The organism is Nocardioides psychrotolerans, assembly GCF_900113685.1.
In the GTDB taxonomy this organism is placed as follows: domain Bacteria; phylum Actinomycetota; class Actinomycetes; order Propionibacteriales; family Nocardioidaceae; genus Nocardioides; species Nocardioides psychrotolerans.
In genome coordinates this window covers 74,190-86,244 of the sequence record NZ_FOQG01000007.1, presented here as the reverse complement: position 1 = coordinate 86,244, position 12,055 = coordinate 74,190, and the positions used below count along the sequence as shown (strand labels likewise).

At 71.8% G+C, this 12,055-nt stretch carries 9 protein-coding genes; 7 read left to right on the top strand and 2 right to left on the bottom strand.

What is annotated here, in order from left to right:
- Nucleotides 1–30 precede the first annotated feature (30 nt).
- The gene (locus tag BM204_RS10315) at nt 31–636 is read left to right on the top strand and encodes a TetR/AcrR family transcriptional regulator (RefSeq protein ID WP_091112825.1); all 606 of its coding nucleotides are present in this window, start codon (nt 31–33) and stop codon (nt 634–636) included.
- 86 nt (nt 637–722) lie between these two features.
- Here BM204_RS10315 and rocD read toward each other — a convergent pair whose 3' ends face one another.
- Nucleotides 723–1,946 (bottom strand): ornithine--oxo-acid transaminase, encoded by a 1,224-nt coding sequence (gene rocD, locus BM204_RS10310; RefSeq protein WP_091113163.1) that lies wholly within the window; start codon nt 1,944–1,946, stop codon nt 723–725.
- 114 nt (nt 1,947–2,060) lie between these two features.
- On the opposite strand from rocD, the gene BM204_RS10305 reads away from it, so the two are divergent.
- Nucleotides 2,061–2,756: a phosphatase PAP2 family protein gene (locus BM204_RS10305; RefSeq protein WP_143099714.1), complete on the top strand. Its 696-nt coding sequence runs from the start codon at nt 2,061–2,063 to the stop codon at nt 2,754–2,756.
- Between the two features lie 429 nt (nt 2,757–3,185).
- A complete protein-coding gene (locus BM204_RS10300) occupies nt 3,186–3,662 on the top strand; it encodes a DUF4234 domain-containing protein (protein ID WP_218031172.1) in 477 nt (158 codons plus the stop codon).
- 168 nt (nt 3,663–3,830) lie between these two features.
- On the opposite strand, the gene BM204_RS10295 is transcribed toward BM204_RS10300, so the two are convergent.
- On the bottom strand, nt 3,831–5,408 hold the full coding sequence (locus BM204_RS10295) for an FAD-dependent oxidoreductase (RefSeq protein ID WP_246166145.1): 1,578 nt from the start codon (nt 5,406–5,408) through the stop codon (nt 3,831–3,833).
- A gap of 61 nt (nt 5,409–5,469) precedes the next feature.
- On the opposite strand from BM204_RS10295, the gene hrpA reads away from it, so the two are divergent.
- From hrpA to BM204_RS10275, 4 genes are all read left to right on the top strand, one after another.
- Nucleotides 5,470–9,330 (top strand): ATP-dependent RNA helicase HrpA, encoded by a 3,861-nt coding sequence (gene hrpA, locus BM204_RS10290; protein WP_091112821.1) that lies wholly within the window; start codon nt 5,470–5,472, stop codon nt 9,328–9,330.
- A complete protein-coding gene (locus BM204_RS10285; RefSeq protein ID WP_091112820.1) occupies nt 9,327–9,929 on the top strand; it encodes a hypothetical protein in 603 nt (200 codons plus the stop codon). The genes hrpA and BM204_RS10285 overlap by 4 nt, the downstream gene beginning before the upstream one ends.
- A 156-nt stretch (nt 9,930–10,085) precedes the next feature.
- Nucleotides 10,086–10,553, top strand: a complete 468-nt coding sequence (locus BM204_RS10280; protein WP_091112818.1) for a type II toxin-antitoxin system PemK/MazF family toxin — start codon at nt 10,086–10,088, stop codon at nt 10,551–10,553.
- Nucleotides 10,554–10,627: 74 nt separating this feature from the next.
- Nucleotides 10,628–12,052 carry an ABC transporter substrate-binding protein gene (locus BM204_RS10275; RefSeq protein WP_143099713.1) on the top strand — a complete coding sequence of 475 codons (1,425 nt, stop codon included), beginning with the start codon at nt 10,628–10,630 and terminating at the stop codon, nt 12,050–12,052.
- Nucleotides 12,053–12,055: the final 3 nt, after the last annotated feature.

Here is a 12,055-nt window from a genome sequence, read left to right as displayed (position 1 = left end):
TATTGCCCTTATTGAATCGGTGTCAATAGAATGGGGTGCGTGACCGCAACCACACGTGTCCGGCTCTCTCCCGAGGAGCGGCGCTCCCAGCTGCTCGACCTCGGTGTGCGCCTCCTGGCCACTCGTTCCCTCGACGAGCTCTCGATCGACGTGCTCGCCGAGGAAGCCGGCATCTCGCGCGGGTTGCTCTACCACTACTTCGGCAACAAGCACGTCTTCCACGAGGCCGTCGTACGCCGTGCTGCCGACGACCTCATCGCCCAGACCGCCCCTCCGGCCTCGGGGGAGCCGCTCGAGCGGCTGCTGACCTCGGTGACGGCCTACGTCGACTACGTGGTGACCAACTACGAGGGCTACCTCTCGCTCGTCAAGGGTGCCGCCGGTGGCAACGACACGCTCCGGGAAATTTACGACGAGGCCCGCTCGGCCCTCACCGACCGTGTCTTCCGTGAGGACGCCCAGGGCACGATCATCACCGACACGCCGGCCGCTCGCCTCGTCGTGCGCGGTTGGGCCGCCATGACCGAGGAGCTGGTCATCACCTGGCGCGCGGACCCCTCTGGCGTGAGTCGCGAGGAGCTGCTCGAGATCATCGCCGCGTCGTTGCCGGCGCTGGTCGGGGTGATTCCTGGCTGAGCGGGTCCGGGCGGGCGAGAAGTCGCACCCGCCCAGACCGCCGGCTCACATCGCCGAGCTCATGTCGCCGAGATCAGGTGCCGAGCTCAGGTGCCGACGACCTCGGCGAGCTGGTCGAGGCCCCACTCGAGGTCCTCGGCCGAGATCACCAGCGGCGGCGCGAGCCGGATCGTCGAGCCGTGCGTGTCCTTGGCCAGGACACCGCGGGCCATGAGGGCCTCGCAGACCTGGCGACCGGTGCCGACCGACGGGTCGATGTCGATGCCGGCCCACAGCCCGCGCACGCGGACGGCGAGCACGCCGTGGCCCACCATCGCCTCGAGGCGGGTGCGCAGCAGCTCGCCGAGCTCCTCGGCGCGACGCTGGAAGTCGCCCGTGGCGAGCATGTCGACGACTTCGTGGCCGACCGCGCAGGCGAGCGGGTTGCCGCCGAAGGTCGAGCCGTGCTGGCCCGGCTTGAGCACGCCGAGGATGTCGCGGTCGGCGACGATCGCGGAGACGGGCACGATGCCGCCGCCGAGCGCCTTGCCGAGGATGTAGATGTCGGGCACGACGCCCTCGTGGTCGCACGCGAAGGTGCGTCCGGTGCGACCGAGGCCGGCCTGGATCTCGTCGGCGGCGAAGAGCACGTTCTCGCGGGTGCAGGCCTCGCGGACGCCGCGCAGGTAGCCCTCGGGCGGGATCACGACGCCGCCCTCGCCCTGGATCGGCTCGATCAGCACGGCGACCGTCGTCGCGTCGATGGCGGCCTCGAGCGCCTCGAGGTCGCCGTAGGGAACGGTCACGAAGCCGGGCGAGAACGGCCCGAAGCCGTCGCGCGCGTCCGGGTCGTCGGAGAAGCCGACGATGGTGGTCGTGCGGCCGTGGAAGTTGCCCGAGGCGACGATGATCGTGGCCTGGTCGGCGGGCACGCCCTTGACCTCGTAGCCCCACTTGCGGGCCACCTTGATCGCGGTCTCGACGGCCTCGGCGCCGGTGTTCATCGGCAGCACGAGGTCCTTGCCGCACAGGTCGCCGAGCGCGGCGCAGAAGTCGGCGAACTGGTCGTGGACGAAGGCACGGCTGGTCAGCGTGAGCTTGTCGAGCTGCGCGTGGGCAGCGGCGACCAGGGCGGGGTGGCTGTGGCCGAAGTTCAGTGCGGAGTAGCCGGCGAGCAGGTCCAGGAAGCGGCGTCCGTCGACGTCGGTCATCCAGGCACCCTCGGCGTGGGCCACCACCACCGGGAGGGGGTGGTAGTTGTGCGCGGTGCGCTCTTCGGCGCGGGCGAGCTCGCGGACACCGTGCTGCTTCTCGGTGAGGGACGCGGTCATGGTCACTCCTCTCGTTGGTCGCTCCCCACTGTAGGGGGACGGTTCAGATTGTCAGACAATCTGGTGGATAGCCAGTTGGCGGCGACCGAGGTCGGTGCCCGTTACGGTCCTCGGGTGAATCAGCAGGAGGAGAAGGTCGACACCCCCCACTCCGTGCGAGCGCGACTGGCTCGTGTCGCCACGACGTACGTCGTCGTCGCGGCCGCCGTGGTGGGCCTCGGGTGGCTCCTCACGCACCCGCTCGCGGGGTCGGTGGGCGCGTTCGACGACGATGTGTCGCGCTGGTTCGCCGACCGGCGCACCCCCGGCCTCGACCGGGTCGCCGACGTCGTGACGTTCGTGGCCGACACCTGGGTGGGCGTGCTCGTCGCGCTCGCCGTCGCGGTGGCGGCCGGCGTGTGCGACCGCTCGTGGCGGGGGCCGGTGCTGGTGGTGGCCGCGGTCGTCGGCCACCTCGGCATCTACCTGCTGGGCACGCACCTCGCCCCCCGCGACCGTCCGCCGGTCGAGATCCTCGACCCCGGCCTGGTCCCGGACCACAGCTTCCCGTCCGGCCACGTCGGCACGGCGGTCATCGCCTACGGCTGCGTCGCGGTCGTGCTGGCCCTGCGGCTGCGGTCGGCACCCGTGCGTCGCACGGTGGTCGGCCTGCTGGCGCTGGTCCCGTTCCTCGTGGCGCTGTCCCGGCTCTACCAGGGCGCGCACCACGTGACCGACGTGACGACGAGCCTGGTCTACGCCTCGGTCTGGCTCCTCGTCCTGGCCCGGGCGGGAGGCTGGCTCACGTCGCGGCCGAGCAGCTCGGGATGACCGTCGAGGCTCCAGGTCTCGTCGAGTGACACCCAGAGCATGCTCGAGGGCGCTGCTGACCTGCTCGTTGCGTCACTCGACGATCACGCCGGCCGCGCACCCAGACGCACGTCGATCCGCGTGCGGCCCGGAGCGCTGCTGAGGGACACGTGGCCGCGGCGGTGGCTTGGGCCCCGGCCCAGGTGGCGGTCCCGGCGGCTTCCAGCAGGGTCAGGTGCCCGGTCCGCGGGGTGGCATCCCGCCCGCCATCCGACCCGACGACGCGACGCTCCCTGACACCGATGACGACGTACGGCCGGGCGACGACGGCAACACCACCTGAGGCGCGACCGTGTCGGTCCGGGTGTTCGGACCCGCGGTGGCAATCGAGCCGCTAATCTTCGGTCGCCGTCTCCGACCTCCCGCTCGGGCAGAACCTCAAGGACCCTCATGACCGAGAACGCAACCCCCGACGCCACCGTCCCCCCGCCCTACGGCGCCCCTACACCGGCGTACGGCGCACCCATGCCGGCGTACGGCGCCCCCGTCCAGGCCTTCGGCCCCGGCCCGACCGGAAAGATCCGCGGCACCGGCGTCTGCATCCTGCTCGCCATCGTGACGTTCGGGATCTACGCCATCGTCTGGACCTACTCGGTCCACGAGGAGATGAAGCGCCACACCGGCCGCGGCCTCGGTGGCCTCGTCGCCGCCCTGCTCCAGCTGTTCGTCGGCATCGTGATGCCCTACATCACCTCCGCCGAGGCCGGCGGGATGTATGAGGCCAAGGGTCAGCAGAAGCCCGTCAGCGGCGCCACCGGCCTGTGGTACTTCCCCGGTATCTTCATCCTCGTCGGCCCCATCGTGTGGTTCGTCAAGACCAACGGTGCGATCAACGACTACTGGCGCGCGCAGGGCGTCCAGGGCTGATCGGATCGGCCCGTGCCGAGGGCGCCGGGTCGCGCCCGCCTGAGGGCTGTCGCTCCTCCTCGTCGTGGTCGATGGAGCCGCAGCTCGATCACCTCTCCCGGGGTGGTCAATCGTTTGACCATCCCGGAAGCGTGACGCTGCCGCTGTGGAGCGCGGGTCGCCGCCGGCTCAGGACAGGGCGCCGCACCTCGAGCGCGTCACGTCCCTGCCAGCCCCCAGCATGTCCCGCACGGCCAGCGACGCGAAGACCATCGCCGAGCCGAGGGGTGCGCCGGGGCCGGGGTAGACCGGGCCGAAGACGGAGGCCGAGGAGTTGCTGGACGCATAGAGCCCGGCGATGACCGAGCCGTCGGGCCGCAGCACGCGACCTGCGGTGTCGGTGACGAGACCGCCCTTGGTGCCGAGGTCGGAGAGCACGAAGCGGGCGGCGAAGAAGGGCGGCTGGTGGACGCCGGTCAGTGCCGCGTTGGGTCCGGTGCCGCCGGCGAAGAACGTGTCGTACTCGTCCTCGCCCCGGCCGAAGTCCTCGTCCTTGCCGGTCGTGCAGAAGCCGTTGAAGCGCTCAGCCGTCGCGACCAGCGCGTCGACGGGCACCCCGATCAGCCCAGCGAGAGCAGCAAGAGTGTCGGCCTGCACCCACGTGCCGGCCGCGAGGTGGTCGGCGGGATCACCCTCGGGCATGGCGATCGCGGGCAGTCGACCACCCTCGCGCGAGTCGAAGACGAACCACGACGGCACGGCGCCGGCGTGTGCTGCCATGAGACGGCCGAAGCGGTCGTAGGGCAGGCACTCGTTGCCGAAGCGCTGCCCGGCGGCATCGACGAAGAAGCCGCTGCGGAAGCCGAGGGTGAAGGACCCGCTGCCGTCGGGGTGCTCGAGGCCGGGGCAGAACCACCCGACAGCGCTGAAGTCCGCGGCCGCCCCGAGGGCCATCGCCGCCTCGATCGGCTCGCCCGTGTTGGTCCCGCGCGGCGCCATCGTCCACGCGACCGCGCCGGGCACCCCGTGCTCGGCGCGCAGCGCCGCGTTGCCCTCGAAGCCGCCGGCGGCGACCAGCACCCCGTGCGACGCGCGCAGCGTGACCGGCCCCTCGGGCGTCATCGCCGCGACGCCGACCACGCGGTCGTCCTCGACCACGAAGCCCGTCACCGGCAGCCCGGTGCGGATCTCACCGCCCTCACGGACGTACGCCGTGGCGAGGCGGGCGATGAGCGCCTGGCCCCCGGTCAGCGTGCGTCGGCCGCCCTGCCCTGCCCGATCGAGCTCGACGGGAGGGCGCACCAGCTCAGCGACCTCCGAGGGCAGCTCGTCGCGGCGCACCTTGATCGGCTGGATGGAGCGACCCAGGGGCACGCGACCCGGAGCGTCGTAGTACTCCGCGAAGGGCAGCCACTCGAAGTCGATGCCCTCGTCGGACTCCAGCTCGGCGACCAGCTCGGGGGAGTGGGCGAGGAAGGCCTCCACCTTGGCCGTGTCGGGCGACTCCAGGATCGCCCCGAGGTAGGCCCGTGCCCCCGAGGTCGAGTCCGGCAGCCCCGCGCGCTGCTGCACCTGGCTGCCCGGCAGCCAGCACGCGCCGCCCGAGTAGGCCGACGTCCCACCGATCAACGCGGTCTTCTCCACGACGACCGTGCGCAACCCGGACCGTGCGGCCAGGAACGCCCCGGTCATCGCGCCGCCACCCGACCCGACCACGATGACGTCGTACTGCTCGGGGGTGTCCAGGGGGCTCTCGGAGTCCGTCACCGCGCGATCGTCGCAAGTAGAACCTGTTCTAGGCAAGCGGCAAGGCAGAATGGGCCCAGCCATGACCGACCAGCTCCAGATCACGTATCCCGCGGAGCTGCCCGTCAGCATGCGCCGCGAGGACATCGCCGCGGCGATCCGTGACCACCAGGTCGTGATCGTGGCCGGCGAGACCGGCTCGGGCAAGACCACGCAGCTGCCCAAGATCTGTCTGGAGCTCGGCCGCGGACAGCTCGGGGAGGGGCGCGAGCGCAAGCTGATCGGCCACACCCAGCCGCGCCGGATCGCCGCGCGCTCGGTGGCCGAGCGGATCGCCTCCGAGCTCGGGACCGAGCTGGGCGACCTCGTCGGCTACCAGGTGCGCTTCACCGACAAGACGTCGCGCGCGAGCCGGGTCAAGCTGATGACCGACGGCATCCTGCTCGCCGAGCTGCAGCGCGACCGCCAGCTGATGAAGTACGACACGATCATCATCGACGAGGCCCACGAGCGCAGCCTCAACATCGACTTCCTCCTGGGCTACCTGCGCCGCCTGCTCCCGCAGCGCCCCGACCTCAAGCTGATCATCACCTCCGCGACCATCGACCCTCAGCGATTCGCGGAGCACTTCGCGGCGCCCGACGGCACCCCCGCGCCGATCATCGAGGTCTCGGGCCGCACCTATCCCGTCGAGGTCCGCTACCGCCCGCTGATGGAGGTCTCGGAGGAGGACTCCCACGACAGCGAGGGCGAGGTGGTGGTCCGCGACCAGACCGAGGCGATCGTCGAGGCCGTCAAGGAGCTCAGCGCCGAGGGCCCTGGCGACATCCTGGTCTTCCTGCCCGGCGAGCGCGAGATCCGTGACACCGCCGAGGTCCTCTCGGGCCTCAACCTGACCCCGAGAAATAGGTACGGGCCGCTCGAGGTCGTGCCCCTCTACTCCCGGCTCTCCGCCGCCGAGCAGCACCGCGTCTTCGCCGCCCACACCGGCCGCCGCGTCGTGCTCGCCACCAACGTCGCGGAGACCTCGCTGACCGTGCCCGGCATCCGCTACGTCGTCGACTCGGGCGTCGCGCGCATCTCGCGCTACTCGGCGCGCACCAAGGTGCAGCGGCTGCCGATCGAGGCGATCAGCCAGGCGTCGGCCAACCAGCGCTCCGGTCGGTGCGGCCGCGTCGAGGCCGGCATCGCGATCCGGCTCTACTCCGAGGAGGACTTCGAGGGCCGTCCGGAGTTTACCGATCCCGAGATCCTGCGCACCAACCTCGCGTCCGTCATCCTCCAGATGGCCTCGCTCGGGCTCGGCGAGGTCGGTCGCTTCCCGTTCGTCGAGCCGCCCGACCGGCGCAACGTCACCGCCGGGGTCCAGCTGCTGGAGGAGCTCGGCGCGCTGGGCACGACCGGTGCTGCTGAGACCCGCGGCGGCGTACGCCTCACCCAGCTCGGCCGCCGCCTCGCCCGCCTGCCCATCGACCCGCGGCTCGGCCGGATGATCCTCGAGGCGGAGCGCCTCGGCTGCGTGCGCGAGGTCATCGTCATCTCCGCCGCGCTCTCGCTCCAGGACCCCCGTGAGCGACCCGCCGAGATGCGCGCGCAGGCCGACCAGCAGCACGCCCGCTTCAAGGCCGAGGGCTCCGACTTCCTCACCTGGCTCAACCTGTGGCGCTACGTCAAGGAGCAGCAGGGGGAGATGGGCAGCAGCGCCTTCCGTCGCATGTGCAGACGAGAGTTCCTCAACTACCTCCGCGTGCGGGAGTGGCAGGACTTCGAGTCCCAGCTGCGCCAGGTCTGCAAGGAGATGAAGATCGACGTCGGGGTGCCCGCGGACACCCCGGACGCCGACGGCATTCACCAGGCGCTGCTCTCCGGGCTGCTCAGCCAGTTCGGCCTGCTCGAGGAGGTCGCCCCGTCCACGGGCAGACCGGGCAAGGGTCGCCGCCCGATGCGGGAGTACCTCGGCTCCCGCGGCGCCAAGTTCGCCATCTTCCCCGGCAGCGGCCTCGCCCGCCAGCCACCGGCCTTCGTGATGGCCGGCGAGCTCGTGGAGACCTCGCGGCTCTGGGCCCGGCAGAACGCCGCGATCAAGCCCGAGTGGGCCGAGCGTCTCGGCGGCGACCTGGTCAAGCGCACCTACTCCGAGCCGCACTGGTCCAAGAAGCGCGCGTCGGTGATGGCCCACGAGCGCGCCACCTTGTACGGCGTCCCGCTGATCGCCGACCGCCTGATCAGCTTCGGCAAGGTCGACCGCGAGCTCAGTCGCGAGCTCTTCATCCGCCACGCGCTGGTCTACGGCGAGTGGTCGACGCAGCAGAAGTTCTTCGCGCGCAACCGCGCGCTGCTCGAGGAGGCCGAGGAGCTCGAGCACCGGGCGCGCCGCCGCGACATCGTCGTCGACGAGCACACCCTCTTCGACTTCTACGACGCGCGCGTCGGGGCCGAGGTCGTCAGTGGCGCCCACTTCGACCGGTGGTGGAAGGACGCTCGCCGGCTGGACCCCGAGCTCCTCACCTTCGACCCCTCGATGCTGCGCCACGACACGGCCGAGGAGATCCGCGAGGACGACTACCCCTCGACGTGGAGCGCCGGCGACGGGTCGGCCGGCGAGGGCCTCACCTTCCCGATCAGCTATCACTTCGAGCCCGGCTCGGCCGACGACGGACTCACCATCGACGTGCCGGTCGCGACCCTCAACCGGGTCGTCGCCGACGACTTCTCGTGGAACGTGCCGGGCCTGCGCGAGGAGCTCGTCACCGAGCTGATCCGCAGCCTGCCCAAGAACCTGAGGGTCAGCTTCGTGCCGGCCCCCAACACCGCGCGGGCCTTCCTCGCCGCCGTGCCGGCGGGGGAGGAGCCGCTGCTCGACGCGCTCGAGCGGCACCTGCGCTCGACGACCGGGGTGTTCGTGCCCCGGGAGTCGTGGGACTGGGACAAGCTCGCCGAGCACCTGCGCCCGACCTACCGCGTCGTCGGCGACGACGGCAGCGAGCACGCCCGCGGCAAGGACCTCGAAGCGCTGAAGGCGCCGCTGCGACCGCAGTTCGCGAAGGCGATGGCCGAGGTCGCCTCCGACAGCGGCCTGTCCCGCACCGGCGAGACGACGTGGGTCTTCCGCACCATCGAGGAGTCCTTCCGCCAGGTGCGCGCGGGCCATGACGTGCAGGGCTATCCCGGGCTCGTCGACGAGGGCGCCAGCATCGGGCTCAAGGTCTTCGGCTCCCAGGACGAGCGCGATGCACGGCACCGTCTCGGGGTCACCCGGTTGCTCGCGCTCACCCTGCCCCGCGCCGACCGTCCGGTCCTCGACGGACTCTCCAACCTCGAGAAGCTCGGCCTCGCCGGCTCGCCCTACCCCCACGTCTCCGAGCTGCTCGAGGACTGCCGCCACGCGGTCCTGCAGGCCTGCGTCGACGCCCGGCCACCGACGCGCGACCAGGCGTCGTACGACGTGCTGCTGGGCGAGGCGGGTCGCGCGCAGGCCGCAGAGCTGCCGGCGGTCGTCGCCGAGGTCATCCGCGTGCTCGACACCTGGCGGGCGACCGAGAAACGGCTCAGCGGGCGCGCCGACATGGCGATGCTCCCGGCGTTGGCCGACATGAAGGGGCAGGTCGACCGCCTGGTGACGCGCGGCTTCGTCGGTGACGCGGGCGTGACCCAGCTGCGCCAGCTGCACCGCTACCTCACCGCCGTCCAGGCACGTCGCGACCGGCTCGACGGCGGGGGCGCAGCGGTCAACAAGGACCGCCAGCTGATGGACCGGGTCGCCGAGCTCCAGGCGGCCTACCTGCACCGGCTGGCTGCGCTGCCCGAGGACCGGCCGCCGGGTGAGGCGCTGCGCCAGGTGCGGTGGATGCTCGAGGAGTATCGCGTCTCGCTCTGGGCCCAGCAGCTCGGCACGGCCTACCCGGTGAGCGACCAACGCATCCGCCGTAGCCTGACCGGATGACCGACCAGCCCCATCCCCGGCCCCACCACCGGCCGATGCAGCGCAGCAGCGGATTCTTCGACGAGTTCGTCGGCGGTGCCGACCCTGCGCTCGTGACCGAGGCCGGGGACCGGGCCGCGGCGCTGCTGGTGCGCGGGGCGCGGGAGAGCGACGACAAGGCGGTTGCTGACCGGCTGATGCACCTCGCCGACACCGAGGGCATCGAGTCGATCGCCGAGGTGTGGTCGCACTCTCCGGCCGATTCCCTCGCCGGCTGCCTGTGGCGGCTCTACCTGCTCCGCTCGTGGGTCTATGCCGACGCGGTCGGGGTGGCCCGCGAGTTCGAGGCCGGCCGCGCCCGGGCCCAGGTCGCGCGAGTCGTGGCCGGCGTGGCCGACCCGCCCGGCCCGGCCGAGCTGCGCGCCATGGTCGACCAGGTCCTGCGCGGCATCGCCTCGGGTGACTTCGCCGACGTGCTCTTCCGGGCCGCCGCCTTCGCCCGCGTCGTCGCCACCGGCCGCGCCGTCCTGGGCGGCGAGACGGACGTCACGCGGATGCTCGCGCTGGCCGAGCAGCTCGAGGCCGCCGGTCACGTCGAGCTCGCCCGCGGGCTGGCTTGACCCCCTAGACTGGTGCTTGAGTGCGCCGGACTGCGGTAGCCCCGGGTCCCACAATAAGCCGCTACGAGCGGCCATGCGCCGAGAGGTGCTCCCGGTCCGGCGTGCTCACCAGCTCCCCTGCCGAGACGGCGCGGTGTTGCGCCCTAACCTCGTGCCATGAGGTCTCCCCGCCAGATGACTCGCCAGCTCCTGGGCCGCGTCCGCCGTCGTCGCTCCGGTCGCCTGCCCGACGAGATCGGCTACGCGCCGAGGCGTGACGGCAAGGCCGACCCGGGCGAGGTCGTGTGGGCGTGGGTGCCCTACGAGGACGACCCTCGCCAGGGCAAGGACCGGCCGGTGCTGATCATCGGGCGTCGCCGGGCCGGCGGCCACGAGCGGTGGCTCGGCCTGATGCTGACCAGCAAGGACCACGACCGCGACGCCGCCGACGAGACCCGTCACGGGCGCCACTGGATGGACGTGGGCGCCGGGGGCTGGGACCGGCAGGGCCGCCCGAGCGAGGTCCGGCTGGACCGCCTCATCGTGCTCGAGCACGACGCCGTACGACGTGAGGGCGCTGCGCTGGACCGCGCCGCGTTCGACGCCGTCGTCGCGGCGGCCCGCCGATTCCACTCCACAGCCTGACGCTGACGCCCCACAGGTAATGTGACGCCCGCGCGACCAGACGGCAGCACCCACGGATGAGGCAGGGACACGGCTTGAGGCGAGGACTCCGCGACGTACGACGACCTCGTGCGGCTGCCGTCGCGCTCGCCGGCGTCCTGGCGCTGAGCCTCGGCGTGGCTGGTTGCGACGCCGACCAGCAGGACCCCTCGCCCGCCCCGCCGACCCAGACGTCGCCGCCGGCCAGGCCGACCGACCTGACCTTCGGGGTCTGGGGTGCCGACGCGGAGGTCGCGGCCTACCGCGCGATGGTCGACGACTACAACACCGACAGCGTGACCAGCGAGATCGAGCTGCAGTCCTGGCCGACGCACGACGCGTTCGTCGCCTCGATGCGGGACGGCGAGGTCCCCGACCTCTACCTGGTCTCGCGCGGTGACCTCGCGATGGTGCAGGAGGAGGGGCTCAACCAGCCGCTGCTCGAGCTGCTCGACGAGCGCGGCGTCAACTACACCGACGACTATGCCCGCGACGCCCTCCTCGCGTTCTCCGCGGACAACGAGCTGCAGTGCATGCCCTACGGCATCTCGCCGATGGTCATCTACTACAACACCGACCTCATCGACTTCGACCGGATGCTCGCCCGCGACCTCCCGGCACCCGAGGACGACGAGGAGACTCCCGAGGACGAGGTGCGCGAGGGGTGGACCTTCGAGCAGTTCACCGCGGCCGCCGAGTTCGCCACGCGACCGCGCCGTGGCAGCACCGGTGTCTACATCGACCCGACGCTGCGCGGCCTCGCGCCGTTCGTCTACTCCGGTGGCGGCGACCTCTTCGACGACGACAACGAGCCCACCTCGCTCGCGCTCTCCGAGGACAGCTCCCAGGAGGCCCTGAGCCGCACCCTCGAGCTCCTGCGTGACGCGTCGGTGACACTGAGCGACGAGCAGCTCGAGGAGGCCTCGCCGATGGAGTGGTTCGAGCGGGGCAAGCTCGGCATGATCGCTGGCTTCCGCTCCCTCACCCCCGACCTGCGCGAGATCGACGGCCTGAGCTTCGACGTGATGCCGATGCCCACGCTCGACAGCGCTGCGACCATCGGCGACATCACCGGGTTGTGCGTCTCCAGCGAGGCGCCCAACATCGCCAAGGCGGCAGACTTCCTGGTGCACGCGGTGTCCGCCGAGCCCGTCGCCCGGGTGGCGCGCGCCGGCTACCTCGCCCCGGCGAGCCTGCCCGTCGCCGTGTCCGAGGACTTCCTCCAGCCGGCCCTCCAGCCCGAGCACGCCGGTGTCTTCAGCGCCAGCATCCGCGACATGGTCGTGCCGCCGCTGATCAACGACTACACCGCGCTCCAGGCCGCCGTGGCCGGGAGCCTGCGGCTGATGCTGAGCGTCACCGTGCCCGACCTCGAGGCCCTCACGACCCAGATCGACGAGCAGTCGCGCGCGGTGCTCGACCCGGAGCTGGCCAGCCCCGGTGAGAGTGCCAGCGAGTCTGCTTCGCAGGACGCCGACTAGCAG

Bases quoted from the DNA above. Each gene is read 5' to 3' on its own strand.
- BM204_RS10300 (WP_218031172.1), top strand. From the start codon at position 3,186: ATGACCGAGAACGCAACCCCCGACGCCACCGTCCCCCCGCCCTACGGC.
- BM204_RS10315 (WP_091112825.1), top strand. From the start codon at position 31: ATGGGGTGCGTGACCGCAACCACACGTGTCCGGCTCTCTCCCGAGGAG.
- rocD (WP_091113163.1), bottom strand. From the start codon at position 1,946: ATGACCGCGTCCCTCACCGAGAAGCAGCACGGTGTCCGCGAGCTCGCC.
- BM204_RS10280 (WP_091112818.1), top strand. From the start codon at position 10,086: ATGAGGTCTCCCCGCCAGATGACTCGCCAGCTCCTGGGCCGCGTCCGC.
- hrpA (WP_091112821.1), top strand. From the start codon at position 5,470: ATGACCGACCAGCTCCAGATCACGTATCCCGCGGAGCTGCCCGTCAGC.
- BM204_RS10285 (WP_091112820.1), top strand. From the start codon at position 9,327: ATGACCGACCAGCCCCATCCCCGGCCCCACCACCGGCCGATGCAGCGC.